The organism is Streptomyces sp. DSM 40750, assembly GCF_024612035.1.
GTDB lineage: Bacteria > Actinomycetota > Actinomycetes > Streptomycetales > Streptomycetaceae > Streptomyces.
The window spans coordinates 8,989,204-9,014,044 of sequence record NZ_CP102513.1; the positions used below are offsets into that span (position 1 = coordinate 8,989,204).

Annotated in this window: 1 protein-coding gene; it reads left to right on the forward strand. The window is 71.3% G+C overall.

Features of this window, described 5'->3' with window-relative positions; all coding sequences use genetic code 11:
• Window positions 1-41 precede the first annotated feature (41 nt).
• Complete coding sequence (locus JIX55_RS39655; RefSeq protein WP_257568042.1) at window positions 42-24,830, forward strand: type I polyketide synthase; 24,789 nt, start codon at window positions 42-44, stop codon at window positions 24,828-24,830.
• The last annotated feature ends 11 nt before the right edge of the window (window positions 24,831-24,841 follow it).

Below are 24,841 nucleotides of genomic sequence, written 5' to 3' on the forward strand. Positions count from 1 at the left end.
CATTCTTCAGTCTTCTTTGACTCGTAATAGGCAAGGTTTCCATGGTGAACGAAGATAGGCTTCGGGACTACCTCAAGCGGGTAACGGCAGATCTGCACCAAGCGCGCCAACGCCTGCGCGAGCTGGAGGCAGGAGAGCAGGAACCCATCGCGATCGTGGCGATGAGTTGCCGTTTCCCGGGAGGTGTGGGGAGCCCCGAGGATTTGTGGCGGCTGGTGGCCGGCGGTGGCGATGCCATCTCCGACTTCCCGTCCGACCGTGGGTGGGACGTCGACGGGATGTACGACCTCGATCCCGAGAGCTCCGGCACGTTCTACTCCCGTGAGGGTGGCTTTCTTCACGACGCGGCCGAATTCGACGCGGGCTTCTTCGGGATCTCGCCGCGTGAGGCCCTTGCCATGGATCCGCAGCAGCGGCTGCTGCTGGAGACCTCGTGGGAGGTCTTCGAACGGGCGGGCATCGCTCCGGGGTCGGTGAAGGGCCGTCGGGGCGGTGTCTTCGTGGGGGCCTCGACCTCGGGCTACGGGTCGGACGTCGACGAGTTCCCGGAGGATGTCGAAGGCCACTTGCTGACGGGCACGTCGACCTCCGTCTTATCAGGTCGTATCTCGTACACCTTCGGTCTTGAAGGGCCCGCGGTCACGGTGGACACGGCGTGTTCATCGTCGCTGGTCGCGCTGCATCTGGCGGTCCAGGCGCTGCGGCAGGGCGAGTGCGACCTGGCGCTTGCCGGTGGAGTCACCGTGATGACCAGCCCGGCCGCCTTCGTCGAGTTCAGCCGGCAGCGCGGGCTCGCTCCTGACGGCCGGTGCAAGCCGTTCGCCGACGCGGCGGACGGCACCGGTTGGTCCGAGGGCGTGGGCATGCTGCTCGTGGAGCGGCTGTCGGATGCTCGCAGGAACGGCCACCAGGTGCTGGCTGTCGTGCGCGGCTCGGCGGTCAACCAGGACGGTACGTCGAACGGTCTGACGGCGCCGAACGGCCCCTCGCAGCAGCGGGTCATCCGCGACGCGCTGGCGAGCGCCCGACTGGCCCCCTCCGACGTGGACGTCGTGGAAGGACACGGCACCGGTACGTCCCTGGGCGACCCGATCGAGGCGCAGGCCCTGCTGGCCACGTACGGGCAGGAGCGGCCGGTGGGCCGGCCGTTGTGGCTGGGCGCGCTGAAGTCGAACATCGGTCATACGCAGGCTGCCGCTGGTGTGGCGGGTGTGATCAAGATGGTGATGGCGATGCGGCACGGCGTGTTGCCGAAGATGCTGCATGTGGATGAGCCGTCGCGGCAGGTGGACTGGTCGGCGGGTGAGGTGCGGTTGCTGACGGAGGCCACCGCGTGGCCGGAGACGGGCCGGCCGCGCCGGGCCGGTGTCTCCGCCTTCGGTGTGAGCGGCACCAACGCGCACACCATCATCGAGCAGGCCCCGCCGGTTGAGGAGGAGGCCGAGGAGAGCCCGGTTTCCGACGGTGACACGGGTGTCGCCACGTGGCTGCTGTCGGGTCGTGGCTCGGATGCTCTGCGGGCCCAGGCCGCGCAGTTGAGGGCGTTCCTGTTGGAGCGGTCCGAGCCGAGTGCGCCGGATGTCGCCCATTCGCTGGTGGCCACCCGGTCGATGTTCGAGCACCGTGCGGTGGTGTCGGGTGCGAACCGTGCGGAACTCCTCGCCGGGCTCGAATCCGTCGCGGCGGGTGAGATCGCTCCTGGTGTGCTCCAGGGCGTGGCGGGGACGGTCGTCAAGACGGCGTTCCTCTTCTCCGGTCAGGGTGCGCAACGTCTGGGCATGGGGCGGGAGTTGTATGACCGCTACCCCGTGTTCGCCCGCGCCCTGGACGGGGTGTGTGCGCATCTGGATGTGGTGCTGGAGCGTCCGCTGCGTGAGGTGATGTTCGCGGCGGAGGGCAGTGCGGATGCCGGGTTGCTGGATCGGACGGCGTTCACTCAGCCGGCGCTGTTCGCCATCGAGGTGGCGCTGTTCCGGCTACTGGAGGACTGGGGTGTCACCCCGGATGTGATGATCGGTCACTCCATCGGTGAGGTCGCCGCCGCGCATGTGGCGGGGGTGTTCTCGCTGGAGGACGCGTGCACGCTGATCGCGGCGCGTGGCCGGCTGATGCAGGCGCTGCCCGAAGGCGGCGCCATGGTGGCCGTCCAGGCGTCGGAGGAGGAGATCGCCGGATCGCTCGCCGGGCGTGAGGCGGAGGTGAGCATCGCCGCCGTCAACGGCCCGACCTCTGTGGTCATCGCGGGCGACGAGGCGGCGGTGCTGGAGATCGCCGAACAGTGGGCGGCACAGGGCCGCAAGACGAGTCGCCTGCGCGTCAGCCACGCCTTCCACTCGCCGCGCATGGACGCCATGCTGGACGACTTCCGCCGTGTCGTGCGAGGGCTGTCCTTCCACACCCCCACCCTGGCGCTGGTCTCCAATGTCACGGGGGAGCCGGTCGGGTCCGACGAGGTGTGCTCGCCGGAGTACTGGGTGCGGCATGTGCGCCAGGCCGTGCGCTTCGCCGACGGCGTTCGCTCCCTTGAGGCCCAGGGCGTCACCGCCTACCTGGAAGTGGGCCCCGACGGTGTGCTCTCGGCGATGGCGCGGGACTGCCTGACGGGAGAGGCGACTTCGGCCCCGGTCGTGGTGCCGGTCCTGCGCAAGGGGCGCCCCGACGCACAGGCTCTGGTGCTCGCGCTGACCGAGGCCCACGTCCACGGCGTGACGGTGAACTGGGAGCGGGTCTTCGACGGGCGGGGCGCCCGCAAGGTCGAGCTGCCGACGTACCCCTTCCAGCGTCAGCGCTACTGGCTGGAGGGCACGAGCGCGGTGTCCCGCGGTTCCGCCGAGGACAGCGTGGACGCCCGGTTCTGGGAAGCGGTTGAGCGTGAGGACTTGGAGGTTCTGGCCGAGGCGCTGGAGGTTGACGGGGAGGGTTCGCTGAGCGAGTTGCTGCCCGCGTTGTCGTCGTACCGGCGTCAGCAGCGTGACCGGGCCACGGTCGACGGCTGGCGATACCGGGTTTCCTGGAAGCCGGTCTCGGAGACCCCCGCGGCCACGCTGTCGGGGACTTGGCTCGTGGTCGTCCCCGCCTCCGGCGTCGATGACGTGTTGGCGGAGTCGGTGTGCGCCGCGCTCCAGCGGCACGGTGCCGATGTCGTTCGCCTGGTGGCGGACGAGGCCGACCTTGCCCCCGGTGTGCTGGCCGCACGGCTGCGCGAGATCGCCACCGATCCGTCCGGGATCGGCGGTGTGCTGTCCCTGGTGGGTGTGGACGAGCGGCCCTGCACCGAGCACCCGGTGGTTTCCCGCGGCCTCGCGCTGACGCTGACGCTGGTGCGCGCCCTGGCCGAGGCGGACATCCAGGCCCGGTTGTGGTGCGCCTCGCGGGGTGCGGTGTCGGTGGGGCGTTCGGACCGGCTCACCAGCCCGGTGCAGGCGGGGGTGTGGGGTCTTGGCCGGGTGGCGGCCCTGGAGCACCCTCGGATCTGGGGTGGCCTGGTTGATCTGCCCGGGACGCTGGACGAGCGTGCCGTGGGGCGGCTGGCCGGTGTGCTGTCCGCCGAGGGCGCCGAGGAGCAGGTGGCGGTGCGGGGTTCCGGTGTGTTCGTCCGGCGCCTCCACCGCGTCACGGCGGGCGACGAGTCGGCCGAGCGCGCGTGGCGGCCCCGGGGCTCGGTGCTGATCACCGGTGGCACCGGTGCCCTGGGCGCGCACGTGGCGCGCTGGGCGGTGCGCGAGGGCGCCGGACACGTGGTGCTGACAAGCCGTCGCGGCCCGGCGGCCGAAGGCGCTGCCGAGCTCACGGCGGAACTTGAAGAAATGGGCGCCGAGGTGACCGTGGCGGCCTGCGACGCCGCCGACCGCGATGCCCTCGCCGCGGTGCTGGCCGCCATCCCGGAGCGGTATCCGCTCAGCGCGGTCGTGCACGCGGCGGGCATTCTGGACGACGGTGTGCTGGGCGGCCTGTCCGTCGACCGGCTGGCCGGGACGCTGGCCGCGAAAGTCGAGGGCGCGCGGCACCTGCACGAGCTGACTGCGGAACTGTCACTCGACGCGTTCGTGCTGTTCTCGTCGTTCGCCGGCGTCATGGGCGGCCCCGGACAGGGGGCCTACGCGGCGGCCAACGCTCACTTGGACGCGCTGGCGCAGCTGCGCCGGGCGCAGGGCCTGGCCGCCACCGCGGTCGCCTGGGGCCCGTGGGCCGACGGCGGCATGGCCGCGAGCGGCCGCGCCGGGGAGCGGATGCGCGGAGGGCCGCTGCCCCCCATGGCTCCGTCGCTGGCCGTGGCGGCGCTCGGTTGGGCCGTGGGCCATGACGAGGCTTCGCTGGTCGTGGCGGACGTCGACTGGGAGCGCCTGGCCTCGGCACATGCCGCGTCCGGCGGCGGCGCCCTCATCAGCGACCTTCCCGAAGCGCGTGAGCTCCTGACCGCTGTGGCCGGGACCACCGGTCGGCCGGCACCGGGCCACGACCTGCGGGACCAGCTGGCCGGACGGTCGGACGAGGAGCAGCGCCTCCTCCTGCTGGACCTCATCCGCACTCACGCGGCCTCGGTGCTCGGCCACTTCTCGGCGGAGTCCGTCGAGCAGGGCCGTGCTTTCCGGGACCTCGGGTTCGACTCCCTCACCGCCATCGAGCTGCGCAACCGGCTCGACCTGGCCACCGGTCTGCGCCTGCCCGCGACTCTCGTCTTCGACTACCCGACCGCCGAGGTGCTCGCCGACTATCTGTGGCAGGAGCTGGGCGGGGTCACCGCCGAAGCGGCCACCTCGGCGGTGGCGCACCGGGCGCGGCCGGATGACGGCGACCCGATTGCGATCGTGGCGATGAGTTGCCGGTTCCCCGGGGATGTGCACACACCGGAGGAGCTGTGGCGGCTGCTGGCCGAGGGCGGGGACGCCATCTCCGGGTTCCCCGGCGACCGTGGCTGGGACGTCGAGGGTATGTACGACCCGGACCCCGAGCAGCCGGGCACGTTCTACGCCCGTGAGGGGGGTTTCCTCTACGGTGCCCCGGAATTCGACGCGAAGTTCTTCGGGATCTCGCCGCGTGAGGCGCTGGCGATGGATCCGCAGCAGCGGCTGCTGCTGGAGACGTCGTGGGAGGCGTTCGAACACGCCGGTATCGCCCCGGAGTCGCTGCGGGGCAGCCGGACCGGTGTGTTTGTGGGCACCAACGGCCAGGACTACTCCACGCTCATGCTCGACGCCTCCGAGGACTTCGGTGGCCATGTGGGTACGGGCAGCGCGGCCAGTGTGGTGTCGGGCCGTATCTCGTACACGTTCGGTCTCGAGGGGCCGGCGATGACGGTGGACACGGCGTGTTCGTCGTCGCTGGTGGCTCTGCACCTCGCGGTACAGGCGCTGCGTCAGGGTGAGTGTGACCTGGCGTTGGCCGGTGGTGTGTCGGTGATGTCGACGCCGGGCGCGTTCGTGGAGTTCAGTCGTCAGCGGGGGCTGGCGCCCGATGGCCGGTGCAAGCCGTTCGCTGACGCGGCGGATGGCACGGGGTGGTCGGAGGGTGTGGGCATGCTGCTGGTGGAGCGGCTGTCGGACGCGCGCAGGAACGGCCATCAGGTGCTGGCGGTCGTGCGCGGCTCGGCGGTGAACCAGGATGGTGCGTCGAACGGTCTGACGGCGCCGAACGGGCCGTCGCAGCAGCGGGTCATCCGCCAGGCGCTGGCCAGCGCGGGGCTGTCGTCTGCTGAGGTGGACGCGGTGGAGGCGCACGGCACCGGCACCATGCTCGGAGACCCGATTGAGGCGCAGGCGCTGCTGGCCACCTACGGCCAGGAGCGGCCGGTGGGCCGCCCGCTGTGGCTGGGTGCCATCAAGTCCAACATCGGTCATACGCAGGCCGCTGCTGGTGTGGCGGGTGTGATCAAGATGGTGATGGCGATGCGGCACGGTGTGCTGCCGAAGATGCTGCATGTGGATGAGCCGTCGCGGCAGGTGGACTGGTCGGCGGGTGAGGTGCGGTTGCTGACGGAGGCCACCGCGTGGCCGGAGACGGGCCGGCCGCGCCGGGCCGGTGTCTCCGCCTTCGGTGTGAGCGGCACCAACGCGCACACCATCATCGAAGAGGCCCCCGCTGCGGAGGAGTTGGAGGTCTCGGACACCGTGCCCTCCGGAACGGCCGAGTCGGCGGCTGTGGTGCCGTGGCTGGTTTCCGGGAAGAGCCGGGAGGCGTTGCGGGCGCAGGCCGAGCGGCTGCATGCGCATGTGGCGGCGCGGGAAGACATCGGCGTGCTGGACGTCGGGCACACGCTGGCGGCCAGGACGGTGTTCGAGCACCGTGCGGTGCTGGTGGGCGAGGACCGGGAAACCCTTCTGCGAGGTCTCGATGCCGTGGCCGGGCACGGGATCGCTCCCGGCGTCGTCCAAGGGCATGCCGTACCGGGTGGCAAGACGGCGTTCTTGTTCTCGGGTCAGGGTGCGCAACGCCTGGGCATGGGCCGGGAGTTGTACGACGCCTTCCCGGTGTTCGCGCGTGCGCTGGACGAGGTGTGCGCGCACCTCGATGTGCTGCTGGAGCGTCCGCTGCGTGAGGTGATGTTCGCGGCCGAGGGCAGTACGGACGCCGGGTTGCTGGATCAGACGGCGTTCACCCAGCCCGCCCTCTTCGCGGTCGAGGTGGCGCTGTTCCGGCTGCTGGAGCACTGGGGCGTGACCCCGGACGTGGTGATCGGCCACTCGGTGGGCGAGATCGCGGCGGCCCATGTGGCGGGGGTGTTCTCGCTGGAGGACGCGTGCGCGCTGATTGCGGCGCGTGGCCGGCTGATGCAGGCGCTGCCCGAGGGTGGGGCGATGGTGGCCGTCGAGGCGTCGGAGGAGGAGATCGCGCCGTCGCTGGCCGGGCGTGGGGCCGAGGTGAGTATCGCGGCGGTCAACGGCCCGATGGCCGTGGTCGTCGCCGGTGACGAGGAAGCGGCGTTGGAGATCGCCGGGGAGTGGGAGCGGCAGGGTCGTAAGACCCGCCGCCTGCGGGTCAGCCACGCGTTCCACTCGCCCCGTATGGACGCCATGCTGGACGACTTCCGCAGCATGATCTCCGGCCTGTCCTTCCAGGCGCCGTCCATCGATCTGGTCTCCAACGTGACCGGCGGGTTGGCCTCGGACGCCGAGGTGTGTTCGCCGGAGTACTGGGTGCGGCATGTGCGCCAGGCCGTGCGTTTCCTGGACGGAGTGCGGGCACTCCAGGGACAGGGCGTGACCACCCTCCTGGAGGTGGGTCCCGACGGTGTGCTCTCGGCGATGGCGCGGGACTGCCTGACGGAGGACCAGGCCTCGGCCTCGGCCGTGGTGCCGGTGCTGCGCAAGGACCGGCCCGAGGCCCGGGCGTTGACGATGGCGCTGGCCGAACTCCACGCCCACGGCGCCTCGGTGGAGTGGGAGTCCGTATTCGCCGGGCGCGGTGCGCGGATGGTGGAGCTGCCCACCTACGCGTTCCAGCGTGAGCGGTTCTGGCCCGAGGTGTCCGCGGTCGGACGTGTTCGCGATGCCGGTTCGGCCGCCGCGGATTCGGTGGATGCGCGGTTCTGGGAAGCGGTCGAGCGCGAGGATCTCGAAGCGCTCGCCGAGGCGCTCGACGTCGACGGCGAAACGCCGCTGAGTGCGGTCCTGCCCGCGCTGTCCGCATATCACCGGAGCAATCGCGAGCAGTCCACGATTGACGGTTGGCGTTATCGGGTGGTGTGGAAGCCGGTCGTGGACGTGACCGGTGGATCGCTGTCGGGGACGTGGCTGGTGGTGGTTCCGGCGGCCCGTGCCGAGGACGAGCTGGTGGCGGAGATCGTCTCCGGACTCGAACGGCACGGCGCGGACGCGGTGGCACTGGTGGTCGGCGAACAGGACCTCGACGCCGAGGTGCTGGGGGAGCGGCTGCGCGGGGCGATCGCCGACGCGCCCGCGCTCAGTGGTGTGTTGTCTCTGCTCGCCCTGGACGAGGAGCCCTGCCCGAGGTTCCCCGCGCTGTCCGGCGGCTTCGCTTCCACGTTGACGCTGGTGCAGGCGTTGGCGAACGCGGGCATCGAGGCTTCGCTGTGGTGCGGTACGCGCGGCGCCGTGTCGGTGGGGCGTTCGGACCGGCTCACCAGCCCGACGCAGGCGATGGTGTGGGCGCTGGGCCGGGTGGCCGCGCTGGAGCTGCCGCAGCTGTGGGGCGGTCTGGTCGACCTGCCCGAGTCTCTGGACGAGCGTGCGATCGCCCGGCTGGCCGGTGTGCTGGCCGCCGAGGCCACCGAGACCAGCGAAGACCAGGTGGCGGTGCGTGGTTCGGGTGTGTTCGCACGCCGCCTGACCCGTTCGGCCGCGCCGGCGACCGACGGAACGACGTGGCGGGCGCGTGGCACGGTGTTGGTGACCGGTGGTACGGGTGCGCTGGGTGGCCGGGTGGCCGGTTGGCTGGCGCGCAGCGGTGTGGGGCATCTGGTGCTGGCCAGCCGTCGCGGCCTTGACGCGCCGGGCGCTGCCGAGCTGCGCGATGAGCTCGAGGTGCTGGGCGCGCGGGTGACCGTGGTGGCGTGTGATGTGACGGACCGTGACGCGTTGGCCGCTGTCCTTGCTGATGTTCCGGAGGAGTTTCCGCTCAGTGCGGTGTTCCATGCGGCGGGTGTGGAGCAGGCGGCCGAGCTGGCGGGGATGGGTCTGGCGGACGCGGCGGCGGTGGTGTCCGGGAAGGTGGCGGGTGCCGTCAACCTGGATGTGTTGCTGGGTGACCGTGAGCTGGACGCGTTCGTGGTGTTCTCGTCGATCTCCGGTGTGTGGGGCAGTGGTGGTCAGGCTGCTTATGGTGCGGCCAACGCCTGTCTGGATGCGTTGGTGGAGGATCGTCGGGCGCGGGGTCTTGCCGGTACCGCGGTGGCCTGGGGTCCCTGGGCCGGGGGCGGTATGGCGGCCGGTGACGGCGGCGAGCAGCTGGCGCGTCGTGGGTTGTCTTCGATGGCGCCGGGTCTGGCGGTCGCGGCGTTGCAGGGTGCGGTCGCGGGTGATGAGGGTGTGGTGACGGTCGCTGATGTGGACTGGGAGCGGTTCGCTCCCTCGTTCACGATCGGGCGGCCCAGCCCGCTCATCGGCGACCTGCCCGAGGTCCAGCGGGCGCTGGCTGACGCCGGAAACACCGAAGGCGCCGGTGTCGGCTCCGTACTGCGGGAGCGGTTGGCGGGGCTGACCGAGGCGGAGACCGACCGGGCCCTGCTCGACCTGGTGCGTGGCCACGCGGCCGCTGTTCTCGGCTTCGCGGGTGGGGAGGCGGTTGAGGCCGCGCGCGCGTTCAAGGAGCTGGGATTCGACTCGCTGACGGCGGTGGAGTTCCGTAACCGGCTGAACGCGGAGACCGGGCTGGTGTTGCCGGCGACGTTGGTCTTCGACTACCCGAGCGCCACGGTGCTGGCGGCGCATCTGCGTGCTGAGGTGCTGGGGACGCGGGGTGCGGTGGCGGCGCCGTCGGCGGTGGTGGCTCGGGTCGATGACGATCCGATCGCGATTGTCGGGATGAGCTGCCGCTTCCCGGGCGGGGTGCACAGCCCGGAGGACTTGTGGCAGCTGGTGGCCGGTAGTGGTGACGCGATCTCCGAGTTCCCGTCCAACCGCGGGTGGGACGTGGACGGGATGTACGACCCGGACCCCGAGCAGCCGGGCACGTTCTACTCGCGCGAGGGCGGCTTCCTGCATGAGGCGGGCGAGTTCGACGCCGGGTTCTTCGGGATCTCGCCGCGTGAGGCGCTGGCCATGGATCCGCAGCAGCGGCTGCTGCTGGAGACGTCGTGGGAGGTGTTCGAGCGGGCGGGCATCGACCCCGCGTCGGTGCGGGGCAGCCAGATCGGGGTCTACGTGGGAGCCGCGACCTCCGGCTACGGAATGGGGCTGCACGAGATCCCCGAGGGGCTCGAAGGTCAGCTGCTGACCGGCAGTGCCACCTCCGTCATGTCGGGCCGCATCTCCTACGCCTTCGGCCTCGAGGGGCCCGCGCTGACGGTGGACACCGCGTGCTCGTCGTCGCTGGTCGCCCTCCATCAGGCCGCGCAGGCACTGCGCCAGGGCGAGTGCTCCATGGCGCTTGCCGGTGGCGTCACCGTGATGACCAGCCCGGCCGCCTTCGTCGAGTTCAGCCGACAACGCGGACTTGCCCCCGATGGCCGGTGCAAGCCGTTCGCTGACGCGGCGGATGGCACCGGGTGGTCGGAGGGTGTGGGCATGCTGCTGGTGGAGCGGCTGTCGGACGCGCGGCGCAATGGCCATCAGGTGCTGGCGGTCGTGCGCGGCTCGGCGGTGAATCAGGATGGTGCGTCGAACGGTCTGACGGCGCCGAACGGTCCCTCGCAGCAACGGGTGATCCGCCAGGCCCTCGCCAACGCCCAGCTGTCGCCTGCCGACGTCCAGGTGATCGAAGCACACGGCACCGGAACGACGCTAGGTGACCCGATCGAGGCGCAGGCGCTGCTGGCCACCTACGGACAGGAGCGCCCGGAGAACCTGCCGCTGTGGCTCGGATCGATCAAGTCGAACATCGGGCACACGCAGGCCGCCGCGGGTGTGGCGGGTGTGATCAAGATGGTCATGGCGATGCGGCACGGTGTGCTGCCGAAGATGCTGCATGTGGATGAGCCGTCGCGGCAGGTGGACTGGTCGGCGGGTGAGGTGCGGTTGCTGACGGAGGCCACCGCGTGGCCGGAGACGGGGCAGCCGCGCCGGGCCGGTGTCTCCGCCTTCGGCGTGAGCGGCACCAACGCGCACACCATCATCGAGCAGGCCCCGGTGTACGAGGAGGAGGCGGAGTCCGCCCCGGCGGCTCCCGCCGACGATCAGGGCGTGACCCCCTGGGTGCTCTCCGCCCGGAGCCCGGAAGCCCTCCGTGACCAGGCCGAGCGGCTGCGCGCCCACCTGCTCGAAGGGGCCGAGCCCGGCGTTCTGGACATCGCCGAATCGCTGGTCGCCACGCGATCGGCGTTCGAGCACCGCGCGGTGCTGCTGGGGACCGAACGTGAGACGTTGCTGCGCGGCCTGGAGACCGTCGCCGCGGGCGACGACGCCCCCGGCATCGTCCAGGGACAGGCGGCCCCGGGCGGAAAGACCGCGTTCCTGTTCACCGGTCAGGGCGCACAGCGCCTGGGCATGGGACGAGAGCTGTACGACGCCTTCCCGGTGTTCGCCCGCGCCCTGGACGAGGTATGCGCGCATCTCGATGTGCTGCTCGATCGCCCGCTGCGTGAGGTGATGTTCGCGGCCGAGGGCAGCGCGGACGCCGAGCTGCTCGACCAGACGGCGTTCACCCAACCCGCCCTCTTCGCCGTCGAGGTGGCGCTGTTCCGGCTGTTGGAGGACTGGGGCGTCACCCCGGATGTGGTGATCGGCCACTCCATCGGTGAGATCGCCGCCGCGTATGTGGCGGGGGTGTTCTCGCTGGAGGACGCGTGCACGCTGGTGGCCGCTCGTGGCCGTCTGATGCAGGCCCTGCCGGCCGGTGGGGCGATGGTGGCCGTCGAGGCGTCGGAGGAGGAGATCTCCGGCTCTCTTGCCGGGCGTGAGGCCGAGGTGAGCATCGCGGCCGTCAACGGCCGTGCCGCCGTGGTCATCGCCGGTGACGAGGCCGCTGCGCTGGAGATCGCCGAACAGTGGGCGGAGCATGGCCGCAAGACCCACCGGCTGAGGGTCAGTCACGCCTTCCACTCGCCCCGTATGGACGCGATGCTGGACGACTTCCGCGCGGTCGCGGGGACGCTCACGCACCACGGCCCGTCCATCGCGTTCATCTCGAATGTCACGGGTGAGCAGGCGGGTGCCGACGAGGTGTGCTCGCCGGAGTACTGGGTGCGGCATGTGCGGGAGACCGTCCGTTTCCTCGACGGGGTGCGGACCCTCGAAGCGCAGGGCGTCACCGCGTACATCGAGGTGGGCCCCGACGGCGTACTGTCCGCCATGGCCCAGGACTGCCTGAGCGAACCGGTCGATGACATCGCGGCCGCGGACACACCGGCCCCTCTGCTGGTTCCGGTGCTGCGCAAGGACCGCCCCGAGACCCAAGCACTCGTCGCGGCCCTCGCCGAGACGCACGTCCACGGCGAAACCGTCGACTGGCGGGCGTTCTTCGCCGGACGCGGCGCCCGCCGCGTGGACCTTCCGACCTACGCGTTCCAGCACCAGCGCTACTGGCTGGAGCCCGGTGTCGCGGCGGGAGACGCCGCCGCCTTCGGCCTCGACCCGGCCGACCACCCGCTGCTGGGCGGAGCCGTCCCCCTCGCGGGCGCCGACGGCCTGGTGTTCACCGGAACGCTCTCGCTGCACACCCAGCCCTGGCTGGCCGACCACGTCCTGCGCGGCGAGGCGGTCCTGGCCACCACGGCCCTCGTCGAACTGGCCATTCGCGCCGGCGATGAGGTCGGCCTCGGCCAAGTGGAAGAGCTCGTCGTCCAGGCGCCGCTGGTCCTCCCCCGAGGAGGCGGCGTCCAGATCCAGCTCGGCCTCGGCGAGGAGGACGAGTCCGGCACCCGTTCGCTGGAGGTGTACTCACGAGCTGCCGAGCCGGTGGGCGAGGACGAGTGGATCTGCCACGCCAGCGGTGTGCTCGCCCCAGAGCCGGACGACGTCGCGACCGCCGAAGGAGCGGTGCGCTTCGACTCCGCCGCATGGCCCCCGCCCGGCGCCGAGCGCGTCGATGTGGACGGCCTGTATGAGCTGCTCGCCGACGACGGCCTCGTCTACGGACCCTCGTTCCGTGGCCTCCGAGCCGTCTGGCAGCGCGACGACGAGGTGTTCGCCGAGGTCAGCCTGGCTGAGGAGTCCGTTGTGGACGCCCAGCGGTTCGGGCTGCACCCCGCCCTTCTGGACGCGGCGCTGCAGCCGCTCGGCCTCGGGGTGCTGGACGGCGTGGGGCGCGGCCGCATGCTGTTCAGCCTGGCCGGGGTGTCGCTGTATTCCTCCGGTGCCTCCGCGTTGCGTGTCCGGCTCGCCCGTACGGGTACGGAGACCCTCTCCCTGGCCGCAGTCGACGGAGCTGGGGAAGCCGTGCTCTCCGCCGCCACGCTGACGCTGCGCCAGGTCGTCACGCAGCACCCGGAGATCCCGGCGCCGGACACGGCAGAGACCGACGCTTCGGCCGAGGCGGCCACCGACACCCCCATCGAGGAGACCTCTGCCAAGCCCGCCCGTCGGCGCAAGACCACACGACGCACCGCCAGGCGGGGCGCCGGATCCGACTCCGGACCGCTCGCCGCGCTGCGGGAACGGCTGACCGGGCTCTCCGAGCCCGAACAGGACCGGGTGCTGCTCGATGTGATCCGCACCCATGTCGCGGCGGTGCTCGGACACGCCTCTGCCGACGCGGTCCAGGGCTCGCAGGCGTTCAAGGACCTCGGTTTCAGCTCGCTGACCGCCGTAGAGTTCCGTAACCGGGCGAACAAGGCCACGGGCCTGCGCCTCCCGGCGACGGCGGTGTTCGACTACCCGACCCCCGCCGAACTGGCGAAGTTCGCCCGTGCCGAGGTGCTCGGCGCGCGGACCGGAGCGCTGCAGCCGGTGCCGGTCGCGGTGGCGGGCAACGACGAGCCGATCGTGATCGTGGGGATGAGCTGCCGCTACCCCGGAGGGGTGGCCACCCCCGAGGAACTGTGGGACCTCGTAGCCCAGGGCCGGGACGGCATCTCGCCCTTCCCGACGGACCGTGGCTGGGATGTGGAGAACCTCTACGACCCGGACCCGGACGAGCCCGGCAAGTGCTACACCCAGGAGGGTGGCTTCCTGCACAGTGCCAGCCTGTTCGACCCGGCGTTCTTCGGGATCTCGCCGCGTGAGGCGATGTCGATGGACCCGCAGCATCGACTGCTGCTGGAAACCTCATGGGAGGCGCTGGAGCGGGCCGGTATCGACCCGGTCTCCGCGAAGGGCAGTCAGACCGGCGTCTTCGCCGGCGTGACCTACCAGGACTACGGCGGTGTCCTCGCTGGCTCTCAGGAGAGCGTCGAGGGCCTCGTCGGCACCGGTGTCTCGCCGAGTGTGCTCTCGGGCCGTATCTCCTACACCCTGGGCCTCGAAGGGCCCGCCATAACGGTGGACACCGCGTGCTCGTCGTCGCTGGTCGCCCTGCACCTCGCGTGGCAGGCACTGCGCCAGGGCGAGTGCTCGCTGGCGCTGGCCGGTGGTGTGACGGTGATGTCCACCCCGATGTCGCTGATCGAGTTCAGCCGGCAGCGCGCCCTCGCCTCCGACGGACGGAGCAAGCCGTTCTCGGCCGCCGCGGACGGCGCGAGCTGGGCCGAAGGCGTCGGCATGCTCGTCCTCGAGCGGCTGTCGGACGCGCGCCGCAACGGCCACCCGATCCTCGCCGTGGTGCGCGGCTCCGCGGTGAATCAGGACGGTGCGAGCAACGGCCTGACGGCGCCGAACGGCCCGTCGCAGCAGCGGGTGATCCGGCAGGCTCTGGCGAACGCCCGCTTGTCGGCGTCTGAGGTGGACGCGGTGGAGGCGCACGGCACCGGCACCATGCTCGGTGACCCGATCGAGGCGCAGGCGCTGCTGGCCACCTACGGCCAGGACCGCCCCGAGGGCCGGCCGCTGCTGCTGGGCGCCATCAAGTCGAACATCGGCCACTCGCAGGCGGCCGCGGGCGTGGGCGGCGTCATCAAGATGGTGATGGCGATGCGGCACGGTGTGCTGCCGAAGACCCTGCACCTCGACGAGCCTTCGCCACACGTGGACTGGACGGAGGGCGACGTCGAGCTGCTGGCCGAGGCCAGGCCGTGGCCCGAGACCGGGCATCCGCGCCGGGCGGGTGTGTCGGCGTTCGGTATGAGTGGGACCAACGTGCACACCATCATCGAGCAGGCTCCTGACCTGGAAGAGGCCGTGGCCCGGGAGCCGTCCGGGCCCGAGACGCCGGTGTCGGCGGCTGTGGTGCCGTGGCTGGTTTCCGGGAAGAGCCGGGAGGCGTTGCGGGCGCAGGCCGAGCGGCTGCATGCGCATGTGGCCGCCCGGGCCGACCTCGGTGCGCTGGACGTGGGGTACTCGCTGGCGACCCGCTCGATGTTCGAGCACCGGGCGGTGCTGGTGGGTGAGGACCGGGAGACCCTTCTGCGTGGCCTGCGGGCCGTCGCAGAGGGCGGAATCGCCTCGGGAGCCGTCCAGGGTCAGGCCGTGACGGGTGGCAGGTCGGCGTTCTTGTTCTCGGGGCAGGGTGCGCAGCGTCTGGGTATGGGGCGGGAGTTGTACGAGGCGTTCCCGGTGTTCGCCCAGGCGTTGGACGGGGTGTGTGCGCATCTGGATGTGCTGCTGGAGCGTCCGCTGCGTGAGGTGATGTTCGCGGTCGAGGGCAGTGCGGATGCCGGGTTGCTGGATCAGACGGCGTTCACCCAGCCCGCCCTCTTCGCGGTCGAGGTGGCGTTGTTCCGGCTGCTGGAGGACTGGGGTGTCACTCCGGATGTGGTGATCGGCCATTCGGTGGGTGAGGTCGCCGCCGCGTATGTGGCGGGGGTGTTCTCGCTGGAGGACGCGTGCGCGCTGATCGCGGCGCGTGGCCGTCTGATGCAGGCGCTGCCGGGCGGGGTGGCCGTCGAGGCGTCGGAGGAGGAGATCGCGCCGTCGCTGGCCGGGCGTGGGGCCGAGGTGAGCATCGCGGCGGTCAACGGCCCGATGGCCGTGGTCATCGCCGGTGACGAGGAAGCGGCGTTGGAGATCGCCGGGGAGTGGGAGCGGCAGGGTCGTAAGACCCGCCGCCTGCGGGTCAGCCACGCGTTCCACTCGCCCCGTATGGACGCCATGCTGGACGACTTCCGCAGCATGATCTCCGGCCTGTCCTTCCAGGCGCCGTCCATCGCTCTGGTCTCGAATGTGACGGGCGAGGCGGCGGAAGCGGACGAGGTGCGTTCGCCGGAGTACTGGGTGCGGCATGTGCGCCAGGCCGTGCGCTTCGCGGACGGAATGCGGGCACTCACCGCCCAGGGCGTCACCAGGTTCCTGGAGGTCGGCCCCGATGGTGTGCTGTCCGCGATGGCGCGGGACTGCCTGACGGAGGACCAGGCCGCGGCCTCGGCCGTGGTGCCGGTGCTGCGCAAGGACCGGCCCGAGGCCCGGGCGTTGACGATGGCGCTGGCCGAACTCCACGCCCACGGCGCCTCGGTGGAGTGGGAGTCCGTCTTCGCCGGGCGCGGTGCGCGGATGGTGGAGCTGCCCACCTACGCGTTCCAGCGTGAGCGGTACTGGCCCGAGGTGTCCCTCTCCCTGCGTGGCTGGGACGCGCCGGCCGCCGTGGACTCGGTGGATGCGCGGTTCTGGGAAGCGGTCGAGCGCGAGGATCTCGAAGCGCTCGCCGAGGCGCTCGACGTCGACGGCGAAACGCCGCTGAGCGCAGTCCTGCCCGCGCTGTCCACGTACCATCGCACCAGGCGTGACCGCTCGACGGTCGACAACTGGCGCTACCGGATCAATTGGAAGCCCCTCATCGACCAGTCGTCGTCCGGCTCCGACCAGGAGCAGGGCGCCCAGATCACCGGTACGTGGGTGGTCGTCGTCCCGTCGGTCGACAGCGCCCGTGAACTGGCGGAGCGCATCGCGCGGGACGTGGAGCGCCATGGTGCCCGCATGGTGCGGGTCGACCTGGACGCAACGGAGCCGGAGCGGTCGTCACTGGCCGAACTCCTCCGGGCCGCGGCCCCCGGGACGCCCACCACGGACGGATCCGAGCAGGAGGGAACGCCCGCGATCGACGGAGTGCTCTCCCTGCTCGCGCTGGACGAGGAGGCGCTGGCCGAGCACCCGGGCATTCCGCGCGGCTTCGCCGCGACCGTGGCCCTGGTCCAGGCGCTGAGCGACATCGACATCGATGTGCCGCTGTGGCTCGCCACCAGCGGAGCCGTATCCGTTGGCCGCTCCGACCGGGTAGGCAGCGTCAAGCAGTCCATGGTGTGGGGTCTGGGCCGGGTCGTCGGCCTGGAGTACGCACAACGGTGGGGCGGCCTCGTCGACCTCCCCGAGTCGCCGGACGCGATTGACGATCGGGCGCTGAACCGCCTGGTCGGCCTGATAGGGCGCTCCGGTGACGAGGACCAGGTCGCGGTGCGCGCCTCCGGGGTCTTTGGCCGACGGCTCGTCCGGGCGCCCTTGGGCGATGCCCGGCCGGCCCGCGTCTGGGAGCCTCGCGGCAGCGTCCTGATCACCGGTGGTACCGGTGCGCTCGGCGGCCGCCTCGCCCGCTGGCTCGCCCGTGGCGGTGCCGAGCACCTGGTGCTGACCAGCCGCCGCGGCCTGGACGCGCCCGGTGCGGCCGAGTTGAGGGACGAGCTGACGGCTCTGGGCGCGCGGGTTACCGTCGCCGCCTGTGACGCCGCCGACCGTGGCGCACTGCGGGAGCTCTTCGACGGGCTGCCCGCGGAGTACCCGCTGACCGCGGTGGTGCACGCGGCCGGTGTGCTGGACGACGGCCTCATCGACACCCTCACCGTCCCCCGGACGCAAGGGGTCTTCTGTCCCAAGGTGGACGCCGTGGTGAACCTCCACGAGCTGACCCAGGACCTGGACCTGTCCGCGTTCATCCTCTTCTCCTCCTACGCCGGAACCGTCGGTGGTGCCGGTCAGGGCAGCTACGCCGCCGCGAACGCCTTCCTCGACGCCCTGGCGCAGCAGCGCCGGGCCCAGGGGCTGGCGGCCACCTCGGTGGCTTGGGGTGCCTGGGGTGGCGGTGGTCTGGTCGACGACGCCACCGCGGCCCAGCTGAAGCGGCGCGGTATGCCGACGCTGGTGCCCGAACTCGCCATCGACGCCCTTCAGCAGGTGCTCGATCACGACGAGGTGGACATCACCGTCGCCGATGTGGACTGGGGGCGCTACGCCCCCGGATTCGCCGCGGCCCGGCCGCGTCCCCTCCTGAACGAACTGCCGGAGGTGCGGCAGGCGCTGGAGGCGGCGGAGGCCGAGTTCGGTGCGGTCTCCGCCGGGCTGGCCGGGCGCCTCGAAGGGCTGTCGGCCGCCGAACGCGAGATGGAGGTGCTCGACCTCGTCAGGTCGCGCGCCGCCGAGGTGATCGGATACCCGAGCGCCGACGCGGTGGAGCCGGACCGGGCCTTCAGGGACATCGGGTTCGACTCGCTGACCGCCGTCGAGCTGCGCAACGGCCTGAGCACGGTGGCCGGTGTGAACCTGCCGGTCACCGTGGCCTTCGACTACCCCACGCCCACGGTGCTCGCCCGGTTCATCCTCGGTGAGGTACTGGGCACTGCGCCCGCGCCGGCCGATGACCTGCCGGTGGTGACGGGCACGGTCGTGGACGACGACCCGATCGCGATCGTGTCCATGAGCTGCCGCTTCCCCGGCGGGGTGCGCACTCCGGAGGACCTGTGGCGGCTGGTCTCCGAGGGCAGCGACGTGATCAGTGCCTACCCGACCAACCGTGGCTGGGACCTGGACGAGCTCTACAACCCGGACCCGGAGAACTCGGGCACCGTCTTTTCGAGCGGCGGCGGCTTCGTCTATGACGCCGACGAGTTCGATCCGCAGTTCTTCGGGATCGCTCCGCGCGAGGCGCTGACCATCGACCCGCAGCAGCGACTGCTGCTGGAGACCTCCTGGGAGGTGTTCGAGCGGGCGGGCATCGACCCCGCGTCGCTCAAGGGAAGCCGGACGGGTGTCTTTGCGGGAAGCAACGGCCAGGACTACATCGGTCTGCTGCTGACCGCCCCGGGCGGACCTGAGGGGTACCTCGGAACGGGCAACGCGGCCAGCGTCGTATCGGGCCGTATCTCCTACACCTTCGGCCTCGAAGGACCGGCCGTCACGGTGGACACGGCGTGCTCGTCGTCGCTGGTGGCGCTGCACCTGGCCGTGCAGTCGCTGCGCCAGGGCGAGTGCTCCCTGGCGCTGGCCGGCGGTGTCACGATCATGTCCAGCCCGGGATCGTTTGTGGACTTCAGCCGCCAGAAGGGGCTGGCGTCGGACGGGCGGTGCAAGGCGTTCGCCGCATCGGCGGACGGCACGGGCTGGTCCGAGGGCGTCGGTGTGCTGCTGCTCGAGCGGCTGTCGGACGCGCGGCGCAACGGTCACCCGGTGATGGCGATCGTGCGCGGCTCCGCGATCAACCAGGACGGTGCCTCCAACGGCATCACGGCGCCCAACGGCCCGTCGCAGCAGCGGGTGATCCGCCAGGCGCTGGCCGGCGCCGACCTCGCCGCCCACCAGGTACAGGCGGTCGAGGCGCACGGCACCGGCACCAGGCTCGGTGACCCGATCGAGGCGCAGGCGGTGCTGGCCACCTACGGCCAGGGGCGGCCGGAGGACCAGCCACTGTGGCTGGGCTCCATCAAGTCGAACCTCGGGCACACCCAGGCGGCCGCGGGCATGGCCGGGATCATCAAGATGGTGATGGCCATGCGTGAGGGCGTGCTGCCGAAGACGCTCCATGTCGATGAGCCCACGCCGCACGTGGACTGGACTGCGGGCGAGGTCCGGCTGCTGACCGCACCGACCGCGTGGCCGGACAACGGCGAGCCGCGCCGGGCGGGCATCTCCTCGTTCGGCATCAGCGGCACCAACGCCCACACCATCATCGAGCAGGCCCCGGAGTCGGAGGCGGTGGAGCGGGTCCGTCCGGACGACGCCCCCTCGACCGGCTCGCAAGCACTCCCCTGGACGGTCACCGGCAAGGGCGCCGAGGCGCTGCGTGCCCAGGCCAGGAACCTCCACGACTACGTGGCGGCCCACCCCGGGCTCGACCTCGACGACGTGGGCTATTCGCTGGCGACCACCCGGTCCGTCTTCGACCACCGCGCCGTGCTCATGAGCGGCGACCGGGACAGGCTGCTGAGCGGTCTCGAGGCCATCGCCTCGGGCACCACGGCCCCCGGAGTCGTCCGGGGATCCGTGGGCACGGCTGGCAGGTCGGCGTTCTTGTTCTCGGGGCAGGGTGCGCAGCGTCTGGGTATGGGGCGGGAGTTGTACGAGGCGTTCCCGGTGTTCGCCCAGGCGTTGGACGAGGTGTGCGCGCACCTCGATGTGCTGCTCGACCGTCCGCTGCGTGAGGTGATGTTCGCGGCGGAGGGCAGTGCGGATGCCGGGTTGCTGGATCAGACGGCGTTCACCCAGCCCGCGCTGTTCGCCATCGAGGTGGCGTTGTTCCGGCTGCTGGAGGACTGGGGCGTGACCCCGGATGTGGTGATCGGTCACTCGGTGGGTGAGGTCGCGGCGGCGTATGTGGCGGGGGTGTTCTCGCTGGAGGACGCGTGCACGCTGATTGCGGCGCGTGGCCGTCTGATGCAGGCGCTGCCGGGCGGTGGGGCGATGGTGGCCGTCGAGGCGTCGGAGGAGGAGATCGCGCCGTCGCTGGCCGGGCGTGGGGCCGAGGTGAGTATCGCGGCGGTCAACGGCCCGATGGCCGTGGTCGTCGCCGGTGACGAGGAAGCGGCGTTGGAGATCGCCGGGGAGTGGGAGCGGCAGGGTCGTAAGACCCGCCGCCTGCGGGTCAGCCACGCGTTCCACTCGCCCCGTATGGACGCCATGCTGGACGACTTCCGCAAGGTCGTCGAGGGGCTCTCGTTCGCCCCGCCCTCCATCGATCTGGTCTCCAACGTGACCGGCGGGTTGGCCTCGGACGCCGAGGTGTGTTCGCCGGAGTACTGGGTGCGGCATGTGCGCCAGGCCGTGCGCTTCGCGGACGGGGTACGGGCCCTGGAGAAGCTCGGGGTGACCTCGTTCCTGGAGGTGGGTCCCGATGGTGTGCTCACCGCGATGGCCCAGGACTGTTTGACGATCGACGAGGCCGGAGGTGTTCTCACTCTCGTCTCCGCTCTGCGCAGGAACCGCCCCGAGACGCAGTCGCTGACCACGGCGCTGGCCGAACTCCATGTCCACGGCACCACCGTGAACTGGTCGACGGCGTTCGCCGGACGCCAGGTGCAGCGGGTGGAACTGCCCACCTACGCCTTCCAGCGCCAGCGCTACTGGCCGAAGGCAGCCGGCCCGATCACCGGGGACGTCGCCTCCGCCGGGCTCAGCTCTCCCGACCACCCGCTGCTGGGTGCCGGGGTCGAGCTCGCGGGCCGGGACGGATTCATGTTCACCAGCAGGCTGTCGGTGCACAGCCAGCCGTGGCTCGCCGACCACGCGATCGGGGGCGCGGCCCTGTTCCCCGGGACCGGATTCCTCGAACTGGCCATCCGCGCCGCCGACCAGGTCGGCTGCGGCGGGGTCGAGGAGGTCACTGTGGCCACCCCGATGGTCCTGCCCGAGAATGAAGCGGTCCAGGTGCAGCTCTGGGTGGGGGGCACGGACGAGACGGGCCACCGCTCGCTCAGCTTGTACTCCCGCCCGGCCGGCGCGTCCTCGGACGAGCCGTGGACGCAGCACGCGGCCGGTGCGCTTGCCCCGGTCGGCCCCGAGCCGTCGTTCGACCTGAGCGCATGGCCTCCGGCGGACGCGGAAGCCCTGGACATCAGTGACTTCTACGAGCGCTTCGCCGCCACCGGCTTCGTCTATGGCCCGGTGTTCCAGGGCCTGCGGGCCGCCTGGCGCTCCGGCGACGATGTCTACGTCGAGGTCGGTCTCGGTGAGGGGCACGCGTCGGACGGGGCCGAGTTCGGCCTTCATCCCGCGCTGCTGGATGCTGCCGTGCAGGCGGTGGTCTTCGTCGCCCTGGAGGATGTCGGGCTCTCCCGGCTCCCGTTCTCCTGGAGCGGGGTGTCGCTCCATGCCGGTGGCGCGTCCGCGTTGCGGGTGCGGCTCACTCAGCTGGGATCGGATTCCGTCTCCCTCGCGGTGGCCGATGGAACTGGCCGCCCGGTGGCGTCGATTGAATCCCTCGTGCTGCGCCCGGTGTCGGTGGAGCACATCGACTCCGCCAGGACGTCGGCGTTCCGTGACTCGCTGTTCACGCTGGACTGGACTCCCGTTCCGGCCATCGCTGCGGCCGGGGCGGCAACGGCGCGGTGGGCCGTGGTGGGTACCGACCACTACGGACTGGCCGCCGGCGCGATCACCGGTGCCGAGGTGGCCGCCTATGCCGATCTCGACGCGCTGGGCGCAGCGATCGACGGTGGCGCCGCTGCCCCGGAGGCCGTGCTGGTCTCCTACGCACCGGGCCTTGACGACGAGGCGGCTCAGGGCAAGTCCAAGAGCAAGGCGAAGGGCGAGGCCAGGGGCAAGAGCAAGGCGAAGGGCGAGTCCAGGGGCAAGAGCAAGGCCAGGCGGGGTCTGGAGCCCGCGGATGCCATCCATACGGTGACGCACCACACGCTCGGCATGATTCAGGGCTGGCTCGGCGACCGTCGGTTCGACTCCTCCCGACTGGTCTTCGTGACCTCGGGCGCCATGGCGCCCGAGGGCCGCGACGAGACTCCGGACCTGGTCCACGCACCCCTGTGGGGCATGGTGCGGTCCGCGCAGTCGGAGAACCCGAACTGCTTCGTCCTGGTGGACCTCGACGAGGACGAGGCGTCCAAGGCGGCACTGCCCGCGGTGCTCGCCGGCGACGAGCCACAGGCTGTGGTCCGTGAGGGTACGGTGCTCGGCCAGCGCATGGCCCGGGTCTCCTCGGGCACCGCGCTGCTGCCTCCTGCCGGAATACGGGAATGGCGCCTGGACATGCACGCCAAGGGAACGCTGGAGAACTTGGCGCTGCTGCCCAGCCCCGACGTCACCGAAGCGCTGGGCGAGAACGAGATCAGGGTCGAGATGCGCGCGGGGGGGATGAACTTCCGCGATGTGCTCAACGCCCTGGGGATGTACCCCGGAGAGGCCGGGCCGCTCGGTGGTGAGGGCGCCGGCATCGTGACCGAGGTCGGTCCCGGAGTGACGGGCCTGGCGCCCGGCGACCGGGTGATGGGCATCTTCAGCGGGTCGTTCGGCCCGGTCGCCGTCACCGACCGGCGCGTCGTCGCCCGGGTGCCGGAGGGCTGGACGTTCGAGCAGGCGGCGTCGACTCCCATCGTGTTCCTGACGGCCTATTACGCCATGGTGGACCTGGCCGGTCTCCAGGCCGGCCAGTCGGTGCTGGTGCACTCGGCGGCCGGTGGTGTGGGCATGGCCACGCTCCAGCTGGCACGGCACCTCGGGGCTGAGGTGTTCGGTACGGCGAGTGAGGGCAAGTGGGACACCCTGCGGTCGCTGGGTGTGGACGATGAGCACATCGCGTCGTCGCGGACGCTGGACTTCGGGACGCGGTTCCTGGATGTGACCGGTGGGCGCGGTATGGATGTGGTGCTCGACTCGCTGGCGCGGGAGTTCGTGGACGCGGGCCTGCGTCTGCTGCCGCGCGGCGGCCGGTTCCTGGAGATGGGCAAGACCGACATCAGGGTGCCGGAGGAGGTGGCCGCCGAGTACAGCGGTGTCTCCTACCAGGCGTTCGATCTCATGGAGGCGGGACCCGATCGCATCCACGAGATGTGGGGCGAGCTGATCTCGCTGTTCGAGAGCGGGGTACTGCGGCCGCTGCCGGTGCGCACCTGGGATGTGCGCAGGGCTCCTGATGCCTTCCGTTTCATCGGCCAGGCCCGGCACACCGGCAAGGTGGCGCTGACCATCCCGAGGACGCTCGATGGGCCGGGCACGGTGCTGGTCACGGGTGGTACGGGTGGTCTGGGCGCGCTGTTGGCCCGTCATCTGGTGGTGGAGCACAAGGTTGAGCGTCTGGTGCTGACGAGTCGTCGTGGTGTTCAGGCGCCGGGTGCGGCGGAGTTGGTGGCGGAGCTGGCCGGGCTGGGCGCCGAGGTACAGGTCGTGGCGTGTGATGTCGCCGACCGTGCGTCGGTGGAGCGTCTCCTGGCGGGGATCGGGTCGGAGCATCCGCTGTCGGCCGTGGTGCATGCGGCGGGTGTGCTGGATGACGGTGTGGTGGAGTCGCTGACGCCCGAGCGGGTGGACAAGGTGCTGCGCCCCAAGGTGGACGCCGCCCTGCACCTCCACGAGCTCACCCGCGACCTCGACCTCGCCGCCTTCATCCTGTACTCCTCCGTCTCCGGTACCTTCGGCGGCGCCGGCCAGGCCAACTACGCGGCGGCCAACGCCTTCCTGGACGCCCTGGCCCAGCACCGCAGGGCCGAGGGTCTCCCGGCGGTGTCCCTGGCCTGGGGGCCGTGGATGCAGGACGGCGGCATGACCACCGAGCTGGCCGACGCCGACGTCAACCGGATGACCAGGACCGGCATGGTCGCCCTCACACCCGAGGCCGGACTCGCGCTGTTCGACGCGACCCGGGATCTCGACGGTGCCGTCCTGGTGCCCATGACGTTGGACATGGCGTCGGTGGGCGAGCACGTACCCGCGCTGCTGCGCGGGCTGGTGCGGGCACCCGCACGCCGGACCGCGGAGTCGGGCGCCGTGAGCACCACGGCCGACCCGGCCACCGGGCTCGAGCAGCACCTGGCCGGGAAGTCCGAGACGGAGCGCGAGCGCATCCTGGTGGACCTGGTGTGCGACCAGGTGGCCGTCGTCCTCGGCTACGCGTCGGGGCAGGCGATCGAGCCGGGACACGTGTTCAAGGACCTGGGCTTCGACTCCCTGTCGGCCGTCGAACTGCGCAACCGGCTCAACGCGATCACCGGAACGCGGCTGCCGGCGACCCTGGTGTTCGACTACCCGACCCCGGCGGTGCTCGGACGATTCCTGAGCGAAGAGGTCACCCCCGCGGACGCACCCACGACCGAGCCCGTCTTCGGAGAACTCGACCGGCTGGAAGCCACCCTGTCGGCGCTCGGCTCCGACGGCGAGACGCACGCCAGGGTCATGGAGCGGCTCCAGGGCCTGGTGGCGAAGTGGTCCGCCGGCGGCACCGCGACGGTGCTGGACGACGACACGGATGACGACAGCGAGATCGAATCGGCCACCGCCGACGAGATCTTCAAACTCATCGACGACGAATTCGGAATGTCCTGACATGTCGAGCT